Origin of the sequence: Symbiobacterium terraclitae (assembly GCF_017874315.1) — a bacterium.
GTDB classification, from domain to species: domain Bacteria; phylum Bacillota; class Sulfobacillia; order Symbiobacteriales; family Symbiobacteriaceae; genus Symbiobacterium; species Symbiobacterium terraclitae.
The window spans coordinates 71,677-90,899 of the sequence record NZ_JAGGLG010000009.1 but is presented as its reverse complement, the minus strand read 5'-3'; the positions used below and the strand labels follow the sequence as shown (position 1 = coordinate 90,899).

At 67.3% G+C, this 19,223-nt stretch carries 17 protein-coding genes; 1 reads left to right on the top strand and 16 read right to left on the bottom strand.

What is annotated here, in order from left to right:
• The first annotated feature begins 41 nt into the window (after positions 1–41).
• On the top strand, positions 42–977 hold the full coding sequence (locus J2Z79_RS07205) for a TerC family protein (RefSeq protein WP_209466192.1): 936 nt from the start codon (positions 42–44) through the stop codon (positions 975–977).
• A 70-nt stretch (positions 978–1,047) separates the two neighbouring features.
• Here J2Z79_RS07205 and J2Z79_RS07200 read toward each other — a convergent pair whose 3' ends face one another.
• The 16 genes from J2Z79_RS07200 to whiA form a co-directional block, all read right to left on the bottom strand.
• Positions 1,048–3,309: a B12-binding domain-containing radical SAM protein gene (locus J2Z79_RS07200; protein ID WP_209466191.1), complete on the bottom strand. Its 2,262-nt coding sequence runs from the start codon at positions 3,307–3,309 to the stop codon at positions 1,048–1,050.
• Positions 3,306–4,142: a CPBP family intramembrane glutamic endopeptidase gene (locus tag J2Z79_RS07195; RefSeq protein WP_209466190.1), complete on the bottom strand. Its 837-nt coding sequence runs from the start codon at positions 4,140–4,142 to the stop codon at positions 3,306–3,308. Before J2Z79_RS07195 ends, J2Z79_RS07200 begins: the two co-directional genes overlap by 4 nt.
• Positions 4,143–4,145: 3 nt before the next feature.
• Complete coding sequence (locus J2Z79_RS07190; RefSeq protein WP_209466189.1) at positions 4,146–4,871, bottom strand: ABC transporter permease; 726 nt, start codon at positions 4,869–4,871, stop codon at positions 4,146–4,148.
• A complete protein-coding gene (locus J2Z79_RS07185; RefSeq protein WP_209466188.1) occupies positions 4,872–5,804 on the bottom strand; it encodes an ABC transporter ATP-binding protein in 933 nt (310 codons plus the stop codon). It abuts the gene before it with no gap.
• Between the two features lie 35 nt (positions 5,805–5,839).
• Entirely contained in the window at positions 5,840–6,577 is a 738-nt protein-coding gene (locus J2Z79_RS07180; protein ID WP_209466187.1) for an SDR family NAD(P)-dependent oxidoreductase, read from the bottom strand.
• Complete coding sequence (locus J2Z79_RS07175) at positions 6,574–7,602, bottom strand: hypothetical protein (protein ID WP_209466186.1); 1,029 nt, start codon at positions 7,600–7,602, stop codon at positions 6,574–6,576. Before J2Z79_RS07175 ends, J2Z79_RS07180 begins: the two co-directional genes overlap by 4 nt.
• The gene (locus J2Z79_RS07170; RefSeq protein ID WP_209466185.1) at positions 7,599–8,780 is read right to left on the bottom strand and encodes a radical SAM/SPASM domain-containing protein; all 1,182 of its coding nucleotides are present in this window, start codon (positions 8,778–8,780) and stop codon (positions 7,599–7,601) included. The genes J2Z79_RS07175 and J2Z79_RS07170 overlap by 4 nt, the downstream gene beginning before the upstream one ends.
• On the bottom strand, positions 8,773–9,042 hold the full coding sequence (locus tag J2Z79_RS07165) for a PqqD family protein (protein WP_209466184.1): 270 nt from the start codon (positions 9,040–9,042) through the stop codon (positions 8,773–8,775). The genes J2Z79_RS07170 and J2Z79_RS07165 overlap by 8 nt, the downstream gene beginning before the upstream one ends.
• 583 nt (positions 9,043–9,625) lie before the next feature.
• Positions 9,626–11,455 carry a glutamine--fructose-6-phosphate transaminase (isomerizing) gene (glmS, locus tag J2Z79_RS07160; RefSeq protein WP_209466183.1) on the bottom strand — a complete coding sequence of 610 codons (1,830 nt, stop codon included), beginning with the start codon at positions 11,453–11,455 and terminating at the stop codon, positions 9,626–9,628.
• 426 nt (positions 11,456–11,881) lie between these two features.
• Positions 11,882–12,658, bottom strand: a complete 777-nt coding sequence (locus J2Z79_RS07155; RefSeq protein ID WP_209466182.1) for a GerMN domain-containing protein — start codon at positions 12,656–12,658, stop codon at positions 11,882–11,884.
• Positions 12,659–12,842: 184 nt separating this feature from the next.
• On the bottom strand, positions 12,843–14,186 hold the full coding sequence (gene glmM, locus J2Z79_RS07150) for a phosphoglucosamine mutase (protein ID WP_209466181.1): 1,344 nt from the start codon (positions 14,184–14,186) through the stop codon (positions 12,843–12,845).
• A 15-nt stretch (positions 14,187–14,201) separates the two neighbouring features.
• Positions 14,202–15,473, bottom strand: a complete 1,272-nt coding sequence (locus tag J2Z79_RS07145; RefSeq protein WP_209466180.1) for a CdaR family protein — start codon at positions 15,471–15,473, stop codon at positions 14,202–14,204.
• Positions 15,470–16,336, bottom strand: coding sequence for a diadenylate cyclase CdaA (cdaA, locus tag J2Z79_RS07140; protein WP_342589436.1), 867 nt, complete (start codon positions 16,334–16,336; stop codon positions 15,470–15,472). The genes J2Z79_RS07145 and cdaA overlap by 4 nt, the downstream gene beginning before the upstream one ends.
• Before the next feature lie 126 nt (positions 16,337–16,462).
• Positions 16,463–17,110: a redox-sensing transcriptional repressor Rex gene (locus tag J2Z79_RS07135; RefSeq protein ID WP_209466179.1), complete on the bottom strand. Its 648-nt coding sequence runs from the start codon at positions 17,108–17,110 to the stop codon at positions 16,463–16,465.
• A gap of 37 nt (positions 17,111–17,147) precedes the next feature.
• Entirely contained in the window at positions 17,148–18,143 is a 996-nt protein-coding gene (locus tag J2Z79_RS07130) for a polyprenyl synthetase family protein (protein ID WP_209466178.1), read from the bottom strand.
• Positions 18,144–18,278: 135 nt separating this feature from the next.
• Positions 18,279–19,223: a DNA-binding protein WhiA gene (gene whiA, locus J2Z79_RS07125; protein WP_209466177.1), complete on the bottom strand. Its 945-nt coding sequence runs from the start codon at positions 19,221–19,223 to the stop codon at positions 18,279–18,281.

The following is a 19,223-nucleotide window of genomic DNA, read 5'->3' as shown; positions in this document are numbered from 1 at the left end:
ACTACGACATACTTCAAGCTAAGTAGAGGGGACGGATTGCGGTGCATGCCTTGGAGTTGGCCCTGTTCTTCCTGTTCGTCGTCTTCGCGACCTGGCTTGACCTCTTTGTGCTCCACAAGGACGACCATGAAATCGGCCTGAAAGAGGCCGCGGTGACGTCCCTGGCCTGGATCATACTTGCGCTGCTCTTCAGCGGCTATGTCTACTTCCGCTATGGCACTGAACTGTGGATGCAGTATATCGCGGGTTACACCATGGAGAAGGCGCTCAGCGTCGACAATCTTTTCGTCATCGCGACCATCTTCGGCTTCTTCGGCATCCGCGGCGGCCTGCAGCACCGGGCGCTGGCCTGGGGCGTCATCGGCGCCGTCGTCATGCGCTCCATCCTGATCTTCCTGGGCGTCGAGGCGGTGGAGCGCTTCACCTGGCTGCTGCCGGTCTTTGGCGTCTTCCTGCTGGTCACCGGGTTCAAGATGCTCCGGCACAGCGACGACGAGGGCGCGAAGTCGCTGGAGGAGAACCGGATCTACAAGCTGGTCTCCCGCGTTCTGCCCGTCTATGCCGGGTATGACGGCCACGCCATCATCACCAGGAAATCCGGCCGCTGGCAGCTCACCCTGCTGGGCATGTCCATCGTCATGGTAGAGGCCACGGACCTGCTCTTCGCGGTGGACTCGATTCCCGCGGTGATGGGTATCAGCCAGGACTTCTTCATCGTGCTCACGTCGAACATCTTCGCCATCCTGGGCCTGCGGGCGCTGTACTTCCTCTTGGCCGGCATCCTCGACAAGTTCCGCTACCTGAGCGTCGGCCTGGCCCTCGTCCTCCTCTTCATCGGCGGCAAGATGCTGGCCATTCCCTTTGGCTACCACGTGGAGACCTGGATCTCCCTGACGGTGGTGCTCGGCACCATCGCCACGGCGATCGCGGCCTCGCTGCTGATTCCCGAGAAGACCCCGCCGCAGCAGGCGGACTGAGACTGGCATCGCAGGCAGGAGGCATCCCGCAGCGCAGCGGGATGCCTCCTGCTTTCAACGGAGACCCGGGCTATGCGGTGGAGGTTGCTGTGGGTTCAGCGGTGGCCGTGCTGGTTGCCGCTTCGCCCGCCGGCCGCCCGGCGGTCACGAGGTGCAGGCGCAGCGCATAGACCAGCAGGGGCTTGTACGTGCTCCACCGCTCCTCTCCCAGAGAGCGCCTCACCCCGCCGAGGGTCCCGAACCTATCGACAGCTTCCAACAAGCCGAGCAAGGGGGTGGGAAGGGGCATGAACCCTCCGTCGTGCCGCAGGAAGAAGTGACGCCTGTGCGGCTCCTTCGCGACGGTCCTGCTGCGCAGGTGTCTGATGAGCTGCCGGTGCGTCAGGGCCACGCCGCGCCTCATCGCTTCGGCAACATACTCCTTCGTGCTGCGCAGGAGGCGGTCGGGCGCAAAGCCGCATACTTCGGTCACGAGCTTGCCGTTCAGAACCAGAGGGGTGTCCGGGGCCAGCTCCTCCGCAGACGGCTGCGCGATCCTGTCGAAGAGGCTGGTTCCGTAGCGGTCGTGGTACATCATGGTGTGCGGGGTGTCGATGCCGCCCAGGAACGGGCGGTCGAACTGCGCTCGGGTCAGACTGCGCTTGGCCGCCTCCAGCTCGTTCCGCTGCGCCTCGCTGAGCGCACTTTGGGCCGGCTCCTCGTAGTACAGGCTCGCAGCGATGTCGTCGCCGACGAACGGGCGCGCGGCGGAGATGCCGAAGCGTTCAGGATGCCTGGCCACAATCGCGCCGGGCGTCAGGACAAACCCGCCCAGTCCGGCGAGTGTCCAGTACCGGTGATGCTCCCGGAGAAAGCGAACGGACTCCATCGCCTCGTCGAACGTCTCCCCCGGAAATCCGGTGAAGCCCATCATCTGCACACCGATGCCCGCCTCGGCGAAGTTGCGGATGGTGACGGCCACCTGCTCGGGCACCGTGCCCTTGTCGATCAACTCCAGAATCCGCCGGGAGCCAGACTCAAAGCCCACGGAGACCGCCACGCAGCCGCTCTGCTTCAACAGGGCGCAACGCTCCGGAGACCAGTACTTCTCCAGCCGGATCTCGGCTCCCCAGCGGATGTCCAACCCCTCGTTCACAATCTGCCTGGCCAACTCCAGGAGGGTGGCCGGCGCCAGCACGTCCACCGAGAAGTAGATGAACTTCGCCTCCCTGGAGAGCGCCCGCAGGTCCTCCATGATGCGGGCGACCGGGCTGGTTCGCCAGGGGGATGTGGGGCTGTCGAAGTTCAGGCCATAGTCGCAGAACGTGCACCTGTTCCAGTAGCAGCCGCGGGAGGGTGAATAGTAGACGAAAGGCTCGGGCGAAAGGTACTTGGCCATGGGCAGGCTGCGGAACTCCGGCGTGGGAAGCTCATTCAGGGGCTCGTACCGGATGGGCATGGCGGCCGGCGGCGGTTCCCCGGCGGCGTGCCGCGGGTTCAGGAGAACGTTCGGCGCCGGCCCGGGTACGCAGCCTTCAGCCAGCGAGTCAAGGATGTGCACGAAGGCGGATTCCCCTTCCCCGACGACCGTGGCGTCGACATCCGCAAAGAGGTCCCAGTACCGGTCGCGGTCGAGCATGTACTTCCAGTAATCCGACACCGCCGTGCCGCCCATGATCAGGAAGGCATCAGGTGCCTGGGCGCGCAGCCAGTGGCCCAGCCAGAGGGCATAGGGCATCTGGTGGGTATAGGAGACGTTTATGCCGATGCAACGATACGTCGACCCCTTCACGATGGGCGAGAGCCGCTCTTCCAGGTAAGGGGCGAACGGCCTGGCCATCCGCTCGAGCACCTGCCAGTCGGTCAGGTCACACAGGGCGTACGGGTTGATCCACACCCGGCCGCCGGCCGCGAACCCGTCCTCGAACTGGCCGGGGAACCCGTACAGGGATAGGCACCTGAACCAGAACAACAGGTGCTGGACCGCACGCTCATACTGCGCGTAGTCGTAGAACCGCTCCGGGTCCCGCAGAACCGCCATGGCCCGGGACGGGGCATCGGCCTCCAGGAACTGCGCCATCCAGCTGTGGAAGTACGCAATCTGCTCCTCACCGGTCAGCTGGTCTCTGGCACCCAGCTGCTCCCGGATGGACCGGGCGTGGTCGATCAGCTTCTCCACCTGGTGTGGCTGCGCCAGGAAGTCCAGTGCCTCGATGTTGGTATCGATGATGCGAATGTCGCGGTGGCCGTGCTTGCGGGCATACGCCTCGAGATACGACAGGCTGTGATAGCCCGAGGTCGGATCCGTCACCGGCGGATAGAGCAGCAGGGTCGGCACCGATGTCGCTGTCATACACGCACCTCCTTGGGCCCCTGTGCTTTCCGGCGCGCACGCCGGGCCAGCGCCTGCGCCGCGCCCTGGTCGAGGGTCACGACGGTGTCGATCGCCGCGTGCAAGGCGGCCACGCCCGGCAACCAGGTCGAGCTGAGCCATGCACACCCGAGCATCAGCCCCAGCGGAGCCTGCACCAGCACAGCATCCAGCAGGGCGTGCAGCCGCGGTCGCGGACCCGCCCAGAGGAGATGCACCAGACCAAACAGCAGCGCCGATGCGAGGACGCCGAGAAGCGGCCACGGGAGGTGCTGTACGAGCCAGGACTGCAGGAGCAGTCGGTAGTAGAACTCCTCGGGCACCCCGTTGTGCAGGATGTGCTGCGCCGACTCCGTCAGCACCAGGCTGACCCGGCGTGACCTGCCCAGCATGCGGAAGAGCCTGGGCGGTCTGAACCGCCACTGCATGAGGCACCAGAGGCCCACGCCGAGCGCGGTCAGACCCAATGACGGCCAGGCACCAGGGCTCGGGAGGAGCCATCGGTGAACGCCCGCCACGTCCCGCACGGTTCCGGGAGGCGCCATCAGCGCCATCAGGAGCAGGGGCAGCAGGATCAGGCGGCTCCACTTGGCTGCGGTGATCCACAGGCGCCCGCCGGGCAGCCAGCGCTCGGGGATCCTCCCCTTCACCAGCAGGGGCAGGGTGGCGAGGCTGATCACCATGGCGCCGGTGACCGCTCCGGGCACCTCCCCTGCATCCGGCTGCGGTCCCAGCATCAGCGAGCCCGCGGCGGTGGCCAGCGCAACGGCGGAGGTCCACACCGCCCTTGACCACGGATAAGCGGACGGACGCATGGCCTAGCGCTCCCGCCAGCGGGACTTCCTGGCGACCATCCACACGCCGCCGGTCAGGTAGAAGACCAGCACGCCGACGGCGATCCAGATCTCATGGGGCAGGGTGGCATCCAGTCCGAGCAGGCCGCGCATCAGATAGGCTGCGCTGCTGGTCGGCACCAGGAGGGCAAAGGGCCTCCAAGGGTCAGCGATCAGGGAGGCAGGGTACAGGACCGGTGGGATCAGCATCAGGGCGTAGCCTACCAAGTTGGAGATGGGGCCGACCGACTGGACGCGCTGGATGTACGTGCCCAGGGTGAAGCCGATCATGCTGGCCACCAGCCATGTGACCGCCACCATGCCGAGCAGTGGGAACACGTGCAGGGGCTGGACGCGGCTGGTCGTCAACAGGAGCGCCAGAACGACGCCGATCCCGGGAAGGGTGAACACCAGCCGCGCCAGTGCGAAACCAAGCATGTACGCCAGCGGGGAGATGGGCGAGGCGACCATCATCTCCTCAAACCGGCTCAGCTTGTTGAGCACCACCGCCTGGGGAAGGGCAACCACGCCTATGTTCGATGTCAGCGAGATCACGTAGCCCAGCAGGACGTGATCCCCCAGGCTGCCGCCGCCGATCAGCGAAAAGACCAGGTAGTACGAGATCGGGATGAGGCTGACGACGACGTAGGACCACCAGTTGCGGAAGGAGACCCTGGTCTGCATGTAGAGGATTCCGAGCGTCTGAGACATCTAGATCCCCTCCTGGACCGCACCTTCCGTCCGGACCGCACAGCGGTTCAGGACGGCGAGGTAGCCGTCTTCCAGCGAAGCCCGCTGGATGCTGACCTCTGCGCCCTGACCCCGAACGAGGTCCACAGCCCGGTGCAGCGCGGTGGTGTCGCGCGGGAACAGCGCCCACCGGTTTCCCTGTTCCTGCACATACCCGAGGGGAAGCAGCTGCTCCCGCGGGATGTCCCGGGGGCAGAGGAGCTTCTCCCGCCCGGGTGCCTGTGCACACAGGTCCTCCACCGTGCCCTGGGCGATGATCTCGCCCTGAGACAGGATGACGACCCAGTCGGCCAGCGCCTCCACCTCATCCATCAGGTGGGTCGTGAGCACCAGGCTGGTCCCTCCCCGGACCTCGTGAAGGAGCTCCCAGACCTCCCGCTTGGCTTCGGGATCCAGCCCCGTGGAGGGCTCGTCCAGGAAGATCAGCGGAGCTTCACTCGCCAGGGCCATCCCGATCATCACCCGTCGCCGCATGCCCCCGGAGTAGGTGTCAGTCGTCCGCTTCCGCACATCCCACAGCCCCAGCCGCCTCAGGTATCGCTCCGCCCGCTCCGCGGCGACCTTGCGCGGAATCCCGCGGGCGACGAGGTAGCCGTACACCAGCTCCCATCCGGTCAGCATGGAATCGGGAAACGCACCCTGGGGAACCACCGCGATCCGGCGACGGATCTGGCGGACCTCGCGGATCAGGTCGCAGCCCAGTACGCGCGCACTTCCGGCCGTCGGCATCAGTGACGTGGAGAGAATCCGCAGGCATGTCGTTTTGCCTGCGCCGTTCGGGCCGAGGATCGCGGTGACCCTTCCGGCCTCGGCGGTGAACGAGACCCCGCGCAGCGCCTCGGTCTGGCCGTACGTCTTCCGCACGTCCACAGCCTCAACCGCAGAGATCTGCATGTTGCTGTTTCTCGCCCCTTTCAACCGGCCTTCCCTCAGCTGGAAAACCGTTCCCCTCCGTCGATGACCAGGACATCCCCGGTGATGGGCACGGAGTCGCTGGAACACAGAAACGCGATCGTCCGGGCCACCTCCTCCGGCCGTAGGCTCCGCCCCATCGGCACCTTCTTCAGGAGCGCCAGACGCTCCGCCGGCGTGAAGTCTCGGCCCAGCTGCTGGCGGACAAAGCCTGTCGACGGAACGGAGCCCGGGCAGACTGCGTTGACGCGGATCTGATGCCGGGCAAGCTCCCGCGCCATGCTGATGGTCAGCGCGATGAGCCCTCCCTTGGACGCCGCGTAAGCAGGGTAGCCGGGCGAGCCCATGAGCCCGGCAATCGAGCTCACGTTGACGATGGCGCCACCGCCGCCCGCTTTCATCAGCGGAACCAGGTGTTTCATCGTGAGCAGAGGCCCCTGAAGATTGACGCAGATGACGCGCCACAGCACTTCTGGGTCCAGTTCTTCCAGACCGCCGCCCGGCTCGCCGATGCCGGCGGAGTTGACCAGGGCGCAGAGGCGGCCCGGGAGCGCACCGATCGCCTCCGCAGCCGAGCGGACCTGAACCTGATCGCCGACGTCACAGCGGATGAACAGATCCGCGGACTCCGGCGGCGGCGGCTGGATGTCGAGGACGACCGCGAAGTAACCGGCCTCCTTCAGGCGGCGCACGGACGCAAGGCCGATGCCGCTTGCCCCGCCGGTGATGACGGCAATCGGTTGCGGCTGTGTCATGCGGAGCCCACTTCCATCCAGTTGCCCAGGCTCTCGGTGAACCGCCTCGACGCATCCTCCCGCCACAGCCAGAACCCGTAGTGAGGCGGCGCCTCCACGGGAAGCGGGCGGAGCAGGCCGCCGTCGACCGCGGCATCGAGCACGTGCTCCATGAGCAGCCGCATCGAGGCCTGCACGAAGGAGTCTCGGGGCACCATGGGCAGGTGTTTGGCCAGCACCCCCAGCGCCGTCTGTGCGGGAGAGATCGCCTCCCGCACCACTTCAGCCGCCAGGCGGTCGATCTCCCCCCACAGCCGCCGGTCATCCGCGCAGACCAGAACCGGAACCGCCGGGACGTGCGTCTCGCCGTCCCGCCGGATCAGCCCGCGGGCGCGGAGCCGGAGCACATTCGCCTCGGCGTCACAGGCAGTGCCGGTTTCGAGAACGGCTGCCAGCGCTGACAGATCTGCCTTCGAGAACTTCGGGTGCGGGCGGCTGTACCCATACCACAGCTGCCCGATACCGAAGGGCAGCTCCCGATCATGCCAGAGGCGAACCCCGAACTTGTGCCGGCCGAGCGTCGTCCCCTCAAAGGCCCACAGCCAGCAGCTGCGCGGCTGTTGCCGGACCAGTCCTTGACCGATCAGGTGCCGCCGCACGCCCATGTCGATGAGCAGCCCGGCGACGACGACGTGTTCCAGGGCCTCCCACGGTCCGGATCCGTCCGCGGCAGCGGACTCCTGCAGCAAGGGGATGCCGGCCTCCAAGATCTTGAGGTAGCGCTCCTGAACGGGCTGCAGGACCTGCAGCAACTCCTCCCGCAGCCCGGCGCTGATCCAGACCAGTCCGGGCCCTGGCACCAGGCGCCCGTTCAGGCGCACAACGAGGCGCTCCCGCACCAACGCCCCGGCGAGTTCGGGGTCCAGGGTGAGCCCGGCCGCGGGGTGCACGCCCTCCGCCGCCACCCTGACCAGCTCCGACTGCAGTGCCTCGGCGGCGCGCGAAGCCCGGCCGTAGAGGTACACCTCGAGCGCGCTCACGCTCAAGTCGCACCTCCTCCCGCCCGGACGGACGCGAGCAGGCGGTCCCGGTAGGACAGGCGGTAGATCTGCGGGAAGAGCCCGTTCTCCTCAAGCGCCCTGCAGAGCGGGTGGGGACCTGAGAACTCCCCGTATTCGGCATAGGCCCAGGCTCGGCACGAGCCCTTGCAGGCCTTCTTGAAGATGCAGTCGCCGCAGATTCCAGTGAGCCAGTCGGCCTCCAGATACGCCTGTCGCATGGCCTCGAACCGCTGGCGCCGCCACACGTCGACGAGCGAGTCGCTCTTCACGTTGCCGAAGTACGCCTTGAGTTTGGTTCGGGTGACCGAGCAGACGGTGATCGATCCGTCGGGAAGGATTCCGAACAGCGGGAAGTTGCAGCTGGTGGAGAGGTCGAACCTCTCTCCCGAGGCCTGATCCAGGTGTCGCTTGACGCGCGGGTAGAACCGGGGCGGAATCAGAGCCGGAGGGATCTTGATGACGGTGTACACCTCCGGATACCGGTCCATGCTGTCCAGGATCGTCTCGAGCGCGCGCTCCAGGAGTTCGGGCGTCAGCTGGAGGTCGTCGAGGTACTCCAGCGCCCGCCCGATCGGGTTGACGAAGCCGAAGGTGAGGAGCCACGCCTTGTACTGCCGCGCCAGCACAAACAGGTCCGGAATCGTGTCGATATTGACCCGGTTTACGATTGAACTGAACTGGACCGGGAGCCCTTCCGCGACCACGGCCTCGACACCGCGCAGCATCCCGGCAAAGGCTCCGGGGCCGCGCTGGAAGTCGTGGGTCTCGGCGCTGCCCCCGTCGACACTTATTCCGAGGGCGATCTGCGCACCGGCGTCCGCGTTCCGACGGAGAAACCGCGCCACCTCACGGTCGATGAGGATGGCGTTCGTTTCAATTCCCGTGCGAATTCGCAGGTCGAAGAGTTTCTGCTGGATGGCCAGAGCATCGGGGCGGGTGAACGGGTCACCCCCAGTGAGGATCACCGTACCGGGACGCAGCTGGGCGATATTGTCGATCGCCCGGAGCGCCTCTTCAGGGGAGAGGTCGCCGGCGGTGTCCACGTAGGGCGAAGAATGCACGCTGCAGTGCTTGCACGCCAGGTTGCAGCGATAGGTGGTGTACCAGTAGACGGTGGGTCTGTGGTGATCCGGCTGGAGCACAGGCAACTCCATCTCAAGCATAGTCGATGACTCCCTTCTCCGCTGCCTGCGCGAGGAACGCCCTGACCTCCCGGTCGACCACTTCGGCGGGAGCATCCGGGTACTCCGCTGCCAGCTCCTGGATCAGGTCGGGCACCGCTTTCTGGCCGTCGCAGAGCTCCAGGATCCGCCCCCCCACCGGATTGGTGATCATCACGTGCCCGGTCTGCGCGTTCAGCACCGTAACGACGTCGTCTTCCTCCTGGAGAACCGTAATCCACGAGGGCCGGAACGGGGTTGCCATCGCGACTCGCTCCTTTCGGATCTTGGTCGATAACACAAGCAAAAACTTGACCTGATTGCCCAGCGGTCAGACGGGCCATCGCTGGCCCCCGGTCACCCGCCTGTCGCAGTACAGGTCAGGCGACCAATCGGCATACCCGGCTGAGGTCAGATCTCCCGCTACGTGTAATATGAGGTAGGAAGATCTACTGAATCTTATTGTTGTTATTGGTGGTTCCGCTGGTGGCGCAGATGCCGCAGTCAGCGGCCACGTCCTCCAAGTCGACCAGAATCGGCGTCTGCCACTTCTTCACCCCGATCACCTCCTCAGAGGACAAGTCGGAGACCGCGAGCAATCAGGTCAAGGTGTGTTCACACCACATACGCCGCTTGTCCACTTGCCGACCGGAATTCACCCTGGGTTCTGTCGGAATTTAACCGGGTGTTTATCAGAATTAGCAATCAGCCGTTACACACGCGTTACCGAATGTTCCGCCTATTCTGATCATAGGTGGGGCTCAGAAACAGCGCACGATAGAAAAAGGCGGTGGCCGCGATGCGGGCCACCGCCTTTTTCTCGGATACACACCCCCTGCCAGGGGCACCTACTCCACCGTCACGGACTTGGCCAGGTTCCGGGGCTTGTCGACGTCGGTTCCCCGGGCCGTGGCCGCGTAATACGCCAGCAGCTGCAGCGGCAGCACGGCCAGTGCGGGCATCAGATAGCGGTGCGTGCGGGGCAGGTAGAAGATCCGGTCGCAGTAGCGCGGCGTCTCCTCGTCCCCCTCCTGTGCCAGGCCCAGCACGAAGGCCCCGCGCGCCCGGGTCTCCTGGATGTTGGAAATCGTCTTCTCCACCAGATCCGGCTGCGTGTTCAGCGCCACCACCGGCACTCCGTCGGTGATCAGCGCCAGCGTGCCGTGTTTCAGCTCGCCCGCAGCGTACGCCTCGGCGTGGATATAGCTGATCTCCTTCAGCTTCAACTGCCCCTCCATCGCCACGGCGTAGTCCAGGTTCCGGCCGATGAAGAAGGCGTCGTTGTGCCTGGCCAGCTCCTCGCCGGCCGCCTTCACCGCCTCCTCCAGCGCCAGGACCCGGTCCGCCTGATCGGGCAGGCGGCGCAGGGCGTCAACCAGCGCCCTGGCCTCCGCCGGGTCGATGCGGCCGTTATGCTGCCCAAGCCAGATGGCCAGCAGGGTGAGGGCCACCAACTGCGTGGTGTAGGCCTTGGTGGAAGCGACGGCGATCTCGGGCCCCGCCCAGGTGTAGAGCACCCAGTCCGCCTCGCGGGCCACCGTGGAGCCCACCACGTTGGTCACCGCCAAGATCCGCGCACCGCGGCTCCGGGCTTCGCGCATCGCTGCAAGCGTGTCGGCGGTTTCGCCGGACTGCGAGACCGCCACGAAGAGCGTGCGCTCGTCGATCATCGGCTCCCGGTAGCGGTATTCCGACGCCAGGTCCCACTCAACGGGGATCTGCGCCAGCCGCTCAATCAGGTACTTGCCCACCAGGCCGGCGTTCGCAGCCGTGCCGCAGGCCACGATGGCCACCTTGCTGAGGGCCTTGACCTCGTCGGGCGTCAGCCCGACCTCGTGCAGCAGCACCCGGCCCCCTGCCGGATCCAGCCGGCCGGAGAGCGTGTCGCGCATCGCCCGGGGCTGCTCGTGGATCTCCTTCAGCATGAAGTGGGCGTACCCGCCCCGTTCCGCCTGGCCGGGGTCCCAGTCCACGTGCGTGATCCGGGGCAGCACGGGCTTCCCTTCCACTGTGGAGATGCTGACGCCCTCCCGGGTGAGCACGGCGAGCCAGCCCTCCTCCATCACGATCACCTGCCGGGTGTACGGCAGCAGGGCCGGGATGTCCGACGCCAGCAGGGTCTCGCCCTCGCCCAGCCCGATCACCAGCGGCGAGGCCGCCTTGACGGCCACGATCTTCTCGGGCTCCTGCTGGCAGACCACCGCCAGGGCGAACGCCCCCCGCAGGAGCGGGACCACGCGCCGCACCGCCTCGACGATGTCGCCCGCGTAGTGGGCGGCGATCAGGTGCGGGATCACCTCGGTATCGGTCTCGGAGCGGAAGACGTGTCCCTGCCGCTGCAGCTCCTCCCGCAGCTGGGCGTAGTTCTCGATGATGCCGTTGTGCACCACGGCGAACCGGCCCGACGCGTCGGTGTGCGGATGGGCGTTCATGTCAGAGGGACGGCCGTGGGTCGCCCAGCGGGTGTGGCCAATGCCGACCCGGCCCGCGGCCGGGTGGCCTGCGATGCGGGCCTCCAGCTCGCTCAGCCGGCCGGCGCTCTTCTCCACCCAGGTCTCGCCCTCTGCGATTACAGCCACTCCGGCAGAGTCATAACCGCGGTACTCCAGCCGCTTCAGTCCGTCGATCAGTATGGGCAGGGCGTTCTGCTCTCCGATGTAGCCTACGATGCCGCACATGGTGTTTTGCCTCCTCTGTTGCAAACAAAAGGGCCGTGTCCACCCAGCCCGCTCGGTCGGGACGACCGCAGGCTGTCAAGTTGACACGGCGAAAAGTCAATAGGATGCTCGGGACGGCCACTGCCCGTCCTCAGCCTCACCTGGCCCCTTTGTCTCTGGAATCGCTTCCAGCCTTTGTAGAGCCGTTGTCGGTCGTGAGCAACCGGGGGTCACCCGCCGAATACTCCGAGATCCCCCACCTCGTCAACTTGCGGCCCCGCAGGCCGCAAGTCCTGGCGCTCTGTTGGTACACCGTGTCGCTATGCAGTTGTCGATCCGGGGCAACAGAAGACCCGATTTCCCCCCTTTCTGTCCTCCTCCAATATACGGATGACGTAGGAAAACCGTCAAGGTCGAGCCCCTGGAAGGCCCGGCCCTGACCTCAACCTACGCTCCGCTATAGGATATGACCGGCTCGACCCGGAAAAGGTTCCAGTTCTCCAAGTCGGCCCGGCTGAGCGGCACTGACCAGACGAACCCGTCCAGCTCGGCGGGCCGCCCGTTCACCCACAGCTGCACGGCGTCGACCCCGGGAATCTCGGTGAGGGTGTAGACCAAGCTGGCGATCACGGCATGGGTCGCGGCCTGGCCCCGGACCGCCTCCACCTCGGGGGAGAGCTCCACCGTGACGACGCCGTCCGCCAGGTTGGGCAGAGCGGCGGTGGTGCCGGGCGGGAACTCGCCGTAGAGCCCGAGCTCCACGGGCGGGTGCAGGAGGTGCCGCAGCGCCTCGGCCACCGGGGTGATCGTGGCCGGGACCTTGATCTCGACGGGCTGCAGGGTCTCGCCGCCCGTCTGGTCATCCAGGTAGTAGATGGTCATCAGCATCGTATCGGCGGCGCCGCCGGAGCGGTCGATCGCCGACCGGCTGGCCGCGGTCTCCCATTGCTGGGCCTGCTCACCGTTAACCTGCTCACCGTCGACCACTTCACCGTCGACCACTTCACCGTCGACCTGCTCACCGTCGACCACCTCGCCGTCCGGTGGCTCACCGTCCGCCTGCTCGCCGCCGTCGCCGGGACCGCCCTCGCCGGAGGGCTCCTCACCGACGGTCTCGCCGGACGCGTACAGCGGCTGACCGCCCGCCTCGCCCGAACCGGATTCGCCGGCGCCGCCGGCCGGGGCCCCGGCCGACTGGCCCGCAGTCGTGTCACCGGGCGCCATCGCCGGCTCGTCGCCCTTCTGCTTCGCCCAGTAGCCGACCGCCAGGATGAGGACGACCCCCAGTAGAACCGGCGTGAGCGGGCTCGTCAGGATGCTGCGCCCCGCGTTGCCGCGGCGGCGCGCGCGGCCGCGGGCGCCCCGCTGCGTGCGGGCGCCCGCCGGGAGCTTGCGCGTCCGTTTGCCCTTACTGGAGCTCAGCGCGGATCACCTCCCCGATCGCCGCGGCGAGGCTGCGCAGCTGCGCCATGTCGGCGCCCTCCAGCATCACCCGGATCAGCGGCTCGGTGCCCGAGGCGCGCACCAGCACGCGCCCCTGGCCCTCCAGGGCGGCCTCGGCCTGTGCGATGGCGGCCCGGATGGCGGGGTTCGACTCCCAGCCCTCCTTGCGGCCCACGCGCACGTTCTCCAGCCACTGGGGCAGGCGCTGCATCCGGCCGGCCAGCGCCGAGAGGGGCTGCCGGGCGCGCACGCACACCGAGAGCAGCTGCACGGCGGTCAGGATGCCGTCGCCGGTGGTGGAGAGCTCCCGGAAGATCACATGGCCGGACTGCTCGCCGCCCAGCGCGTAGCCGCCCTTTTGCATCTCCTCCAACACGTACCTGTCGCCCACCTTCGTCCGCAGCAGGCGCACGCCGTGCTCCCGGAGGAGCAGCTCGAGGCCCATGTTGGACATCACCGTGGCCACCAGCGTGTCTGCGGGAAGCTGCCCGCGCGCCTTCAGGTCCAGGGCGCAGACGGCCATGATCTGGTCGCCGTCCACCAGCTCGCCCCGCTCGTCCACCGCGATGCAGCGGTCCGCGTCGCCGTCGTGAGCGATGCCGGCCTGCGCCCCGTGCGCCAGCACGGCCTGCTGCAGGGCCTCGGGGTGGGTGGAGCCGCAGCCGTCATTGATGTTCATGCCGTCCGGCGCGGTGTTGAGGGCGATCACCTCCGCCCCGAGCCGGCGCAGCACCTCGGGAGCCAGGCGGTAGGCGGCGCCGTGGCCGCAGTCCACCACCACCCGCATGCCGCTCAACGGGCTGCCCGTGGAGACCAGGTGCTGCACGTAGGCCTCGACCGCAGCCTCGCTGGTGCGGATGGTGCCCAGCTCGGCGCCTGTGGGGCGCGGCAGGGCGTCGGTCGAGGCCCGCACCAGCGCCTCGAGCTCGTCCTCGGCGGCGTCGGGCAGCTTGAACCCGTCGGCCGAGAAGAACTTGATGCCGTTGTCGGGGGCCGGATTGTGCGAGGCGGAGATCATCACGCCGAAGTCTGCGCCGAGGTGGGTCGTGACGAAGGCGACGCCGGGCGTCGTCACCACGCCCAGGTCCACGACGTCGCCGCCCGCCGAGCACACCCCGGCGGAGATCGCTGCGGCCAGCATCGGGCCGGATCGCCGGGTGTCGCGGCCGACCACCGCGACGGGCCGGCGGCCCGTCCGCTCCCTGGCCACCGCCGCAGCGGCCCGGCCGAGGGCAAAGGCAAGCTCAGGCGAGAGGTCCGGCGTGTTGGCCACACCGCGCACACCATCGGTTCCGAACATCCTGGGCATGCAGCCCGCCCCTTTCTACTCGGTTTCGAACGATATGGTGACCTCGACGACCGCCGGGTCGATGGCCGACTCGACGATCTCGGGCGGATAGAGCACCTTCACCGGCACCCGGTGCGTGCCGGGCCCGAGCCCGCCCGCGTCCACGTAGGCGGCCACGGCGCTCGCGTCCAGCGGGTGGACCAGGCTGTACCGCCCCGTCAGCCGCACCTCCACGGTGGGATCGCTGAGGGTGACCCCGGCCCCCTCAGGCGCGTTCTGCACCACGATGGGAACGGCGCCGAAGACCTTCTCGGCGTTGACCTCCCGGATGAGGACGGTCACCTCGACCGAGGTCTGCGCCAGGCTCGTCCCTGCAGGGGCCACCAGGCGGGCCACCGTGGTGAAGTTCTGCGTCTGCCCGGTCAAGTCGACCGGCTCGGTATACACGACGGAGACCGATGGCAGGCTGCCGTCCAGGTTCGCCGACCGGATCGTGACCGACTCTGGCGCCGCGCTCACGCCGACCAGCTCAAACCCGGCGGGCACGGAGCCCGTCGTCTGCGGCTGCACGGCCACGCGCTTGCCCGGCGGCAGCTCTTCCCAGGTGATCTCAACCTCGGCGAAGTGCTCCGGGATCTTCTCGACCGGCTGCATCACGGCATCCACCAGGCGCACCGGCTTCTGCAGCCGCGCGGCCGCCTGCGCGAGCCGGCCGTCCTCCAGCGGCGGCTCCAGGTCAGCCCCCTGCAGCGCCACGACGGCCGTGCGCACCAGGCCCAGGTAATCGGCGCGGCCCGACACGGGAATCCGCTCAGTCACCGGCGCGGCGGTGTAGCGGAACTCCCGCTGCCCGACCGTGACGATCCCGCTGTCGGGGGTGACCACCACCGGTATCGTGAGGGTCCGGTTCTCCACCAGGGTGACGCTCACCGTGGAGGGGCTGGGCCGGTACTCGACCTGCCCCCGGAACCGCTCGGGCCCCGAGACCTGCACCCGTACCTCCTGCGTCCGCCCGGGCTGCTGCACGGTGCGGTAGTCCACCCAGGCGTGCAGGTCGGTGGCCTTCAGCGACGACACGAGGAGGTTCGGCCCGGTCACCCGGACCTCCACCTGGGTCTCCAGATCCTCCCGGCCCTCGTACAGCTCGTACTCGGGGTGAGAGATCACCTCGAGCGGCACGTCGAACGTCACCGAGGTCACCTTGTTGTAGTCCTGCACCACCATGACCCAGAGCAGCAGCGCGAGCACAACCGCCAGGGCCTTCCACCAGAAGTCCTGCTTCAGGAGGGAGAGCAGCCGGTTGATCATGATGAGGACCCCCAGTCAAAGAGCCGCCGCACGCCGGCCGGCCTCTTGCCGCGGTCCATCAGCTTGACCAGCATCTCCCGCAGGGCCTTGGCGTCGAGGTTCCGGGTGAGCCCGCCCTGGACGGCCAGCGAGATGATCCCGGTCTCCTCGGAGACGATCACCACCACGCAGTCGGTCTGCTCGGTGATGCCGACGCCGGAGCGGTGTCGCGTGCCCAGGTCGTGGGAGAGCACGGTGGATTCCGCGAGGGGAAGCCAGCACGCCGCGGCCGCCACCCGGTTGTTCTGGATGATGGCCGCACCGTCGTGCAGGGGGGTTTTCTGGACGAAGATGTTGACCAGCAGTTCGGCGGAGACGACGGCGTCCAGCTTGATGCCCGAATCGATGTACTCGTTGAGGCCTGTCCCCCGCGCAATGACGATCAGGGCGCCTGTCTTGGTGCGCCCGAGGATCTCCGCCGCACGGACGACCTGGTCGATGGTGCGCTGCAGCTCCTCCTCCTGCTCCTCGTCCGACCGCAGGCTGGCCTTGAGCAACCGGCCCCGGCCGAGATGCTCAAGGGCGCGCCGCAGTTCGGGCTGGAAGATGATCGGCAGCGCCACGGATGCGGCGATGAAGACGTTTTCAAGTATAAATTGAATGGTATAAAGCCGAAGGGCCTCGGCAACCTGGAGCGCGACCACCAGCGTGATCACGCCGTTGATGAGCGGGACTGCCCTGGTGCCGCGGATCAGGGAGAAGAGTTTGTAAAAGATGTACGCGACCAGGGAGATGTCGAGGATGGTACGGAGGAAATCCCAGGGGGAGCGCAGTCCGAGGCTTGCCAGGTAGTTGGCGAATTGGTTGAAGTCTACAGCGGCCACCCCCTCGCGGCAGGAACCCTGCTTCTTGCTCTATGATAACATGCGGCGGTCGATCCCACTATTGGACGAACAGGCCCCCGGAAAAGTTCAGCGGCGTCCCCCGGGGGGAACGCCGCACTTCCATGCCTACTGTCCGTCGCCCGGGTCACCCTCGCTGGCCGAGGTGTAGTAGGCGAGGCTCTGCAGTTCGATGGTCAGATCGATGTTCTGGACGAACACGTCCTCCACTTTCAGCTTGGCCGGGGCGAAGTTCAGGATGGCCTCGACGCCGCCCTCCTTCAGCAGCTCGGCCGTCGTCTGGGCGGCCGAGGCCGGGACGGCGACGATGCCGATCTTCACGCCCTTCGCGCGACAGGTCTCCACAAGTTCCGACACGGGCTGGATCGGCACGCCCATCACGTCGGTGCCGATCTTCTCCGGGTCGGTGTCGAAGATCGCTGTGATCTGGATGTCCTTGTGCTGGGAGATGGAGTACCGGGCCAGCGCGTGGCCCAGGTGGCCCGCACCGACCAGCGCCGCCTTCACCCCGCGGTGCAGGCCCAGGATACGGGCGATGCGGCGGGCGAGCAGGGCGGTGTCGTAGCCGACCCCACGGGTGCCGAAGGCTCCGAAGTAGGCGAGGTCCTTGCGGATCTGCTCCGGCGAGAGCCCCGTCCGTTCGGCCATCTCGGCCGACGAGATGATGGGGACGTCCGCCTCGGCGAGCTCGCTGACAACCCGGAGGTAGACCGGAAGGCGCCTGATCGCAGCATCGGGAATGTTGGTCCGTCGCATTCCACAGCCTCCTGACCATCAGGATGGCAACCGGAACTCAGAACTTCCGGTTGACGACGAAGTCGGCGAGGGTCTTGAGCGCGGGCCGGGTGGTGAGGGTGGGCACCCCGTCCAGAGCGCGCACGGCCGCTTCGATGTGCTCCCGCGCCTTCCGGCGGGCATACTCGAAGGAGCCCGCGGCCTCCAGGATCTGCTTCACCCGCTCGACCTCCGCATCCCCGATCGCCCGCGTGGCGATGATCTCCCGCAGCTTGTCCCGTTCGGGCGAGTGGCGCAGGGCGTGGATCACCGGCAGCGTCAGGATGCCGATCTTCAGGTCACCGCAGACCGGCTTGCCCACCGTGCCCTCGTCGCCGAAGTAGTCCAGGAGGTCGTCGGCGATCTGGAAGCTCAGCCCAACGCCCATGCCGTATTCGTAGACCGAGCGCACCTGCTCCTCGCTGGCGCCGGCCATGATGGCACCCAGGCGGCAGGCCTCGGCGATCAGGTAGCCCGTCTTCTGGGCGATGCGCTTGAAGTAATCCTCCTCGGTCTGGTTCACATCGAAGTACGACGCGATCTGCGCCAGTTCGCCCTGGCTCATCTCGCGCACCACTTCGGACATGAGGCGGACGACCCGGTTGTTGCCCGTGTCGGCCAGCAGCGTGAACGACTTGGCAAAGAGGTAGTCGCCGGTCAGCACAGACACCTGGTTGTTCCAGACGGCGTTCACCGTCGGCCGTCCCCGGCGCAGGGTGGCGTTGTCCACCACGTCGTCGTGCACCAGCGTGGCCATGTGGATGAGCTCCACCGCAACCGCCACGTCGATGACCCGGCTTAGTTCGACGCCGGGGAACCGGCTGGCCAGGATCACCAGCGCCGGCCGGATGCGCTTGCCCCCTGCCCTGAGGAGGTGGGTCGACACATCGGCGAGCATCGTCTCGCGCGTCGACAGAGCCGCTTCGATGGCGGACTCCACCTGGCGCAGATCGTCGGCGATGGCTGAGAAGACGTCCAGCGGCTTGAGATTTTCGGCGAGCGGTTGCGAACTCACCTGATCACCTGCTTTTCCGGGGATAGGGCTGGCTGGTCACATGGAGGCGACTCGCCGCAAAATCGAGCTTGTGAATCATTCCTATTGTACCATGACGAGGGTCGTTCGCAAGAAGGATAGACTACGTATTGCGGTTTACATCAGAGAGTCAGAAAGCGCCATGAGCTGGCGCATCCGGTGGGCTGCGCCCGACTTGCTGACCGGCGGCCGGCAGAGTTCGCCCAGCTCCTTCAGGCTCGCGTCGGGATAGGCGAGCCGCAAGGCTGCCAGCTCCCGCAGGGGCGCGGGCAGGCTGGACAGGGCGCCCGCCGCACGCAGCCGCTCGATGGCCTCGACCTGCCTGGCCGCCGCGTCGGCCTGCTTCGCGACGTTGGCCATTTCGGCGTTCACCTGCCGGTTGACCCGGTTCTTCATCTCCTTCAGCACCCGGACCTCCTCGTAGCGCAGGAGGGCCTGGTGCGCGCCGATCACCCCGAGGAAGCGGATGATCTGGTCGGCCTCTTTCACATACAGGATGAGCGCATCCCGGCGGGCCGCCAGGCGCGCCGCGATGCCGTAGCTGAACAGCATCTGCCCCAGGGCGTCGGCAGCTTCCGTCGCCGTCGTGCTGAGCTCCAGGTGGTGCTGCTTCTCCGGCGAAGCAATCCAGCCGCTGCCCAGGAACGTGCCCCGCAGGTAGGCCCTGCGGCAGTGGTCGTTGGCCAACTCGAGCGGCTCGGCCCACTCCGTCAGGTTGCCCCGCTCGTCGATGAAGCCCGCGATCTGCAGGAGCTCCCCGACACCGGGCTGCGGCGGGATGTAGATGCGGTAGACCAGGTTCTTGCGCAGCTTCCGGCGGCGCATCACCATGACCTTGTACTCGACGTGTGAGACGGCGCGCAGCAGCCGGATGACCTTGCGCGAGACGGGCGCCGAGTCGGTGGAGAGGCTGAGTGCCACCCTGCCGCCGCCGTGCAGCTCCACCCGCCCGATAGCCCGCACCAGCCCGCCCAGCTCCATCCGCCGGCAGCAGGGCTGGTCGGGGACCGGAGGGGAGAGCTCCGCCTTGACGGCCGCGGAGAAGGACTGCTCGTCTGCCAC

Bases quoted from the DNA above. Each gene is read 5' to 3' on its own strand.
- J2Z79_RS07200 (WP_209466191.1), bottom strand. From the start codon at position 3,309: ATGACAGCGACATCGGTGCCGACCCTGCTGCTCTATCCGCCGGTGACG.
- J2Z79_RS07195 (WP_209466190.1), bottom strand. From the start codon at position 4,142: ATGCGTCCGTCCGCTTATCCGTGGTCAAGGGCGGTGTGGACCTCCGCC.
- J2Z79_RS07190 (WP_209466189.1), bottom strand. From the start codon at position 4,871: ATGTCTCAGACGCTCGGAATCCTCTACATGCAGACCAGGGTCTCCTTC.
- J2Z79_RS07185 (WP_209466188.1), bottom strand. From the start codon at position 5,804: ATGCAGATCTCTGCGGTTGAGGCTGTGGACGTGCGGAAGACGTACGGC.
- J2Z79_RS07180 (WP_209466187.1), bottom strand. From the start codon at position 6,577: ATGACACAGCCGCAACCGATTGCCGTCATCACCGGCGGGGCAAGCGGC.
- J2Z79_RS07170 (WP_209466185.1), bottom strand. From the start codon at position 8,780: ATGCTTGAGATGGAGTTGCCTGTGCTCCAGCCGGATCACCACAGACCC.
- J2Z79_RS07165 (WP_209466184.1), bottom strand. From the start codon at position 9,042: ATGGCAACCCCGTTCCGGCCCTCGTGGATTACGGTTCTCCAGGAGGAA.
- glmS (WP_209466183.1), bottom strand. From the start codon at position 11,455: ATGTGCGGCATCGTAGGCTACATCGGAGAGCAGAACGCCCTGCCCATA.
- J2Z79_RS07155 (WP_209466182.1), bottom strand. From the start codon at position 12,658: ATGGCGCCCGGTGACACGACTGCGGGCCAGTCGGCCGGGGCCCCGGCC.
- glmM (WP_209466181.1), bottom strand. From the start codon at position 14,186: ATGCCCAGGATGTTCGGAACCGATGGTGTGCGCGGTGTGGCCAACACG.
- J2Z79_RS07145 (WP_209466180.1), bottom strand. From the start codon at position 15,473: ATGATCAACCGGCTGCTCTCCCTCCTGAAGCAGGACTTCTGGTGGAAG.
- J2Z79_RS07135 (WP_209466179.1), bottom strand. From the start codon at position 17,110: ATGCGACGGACCAACATTCCCGATGCTGCGATCAGGCGCCTTCCGGTC.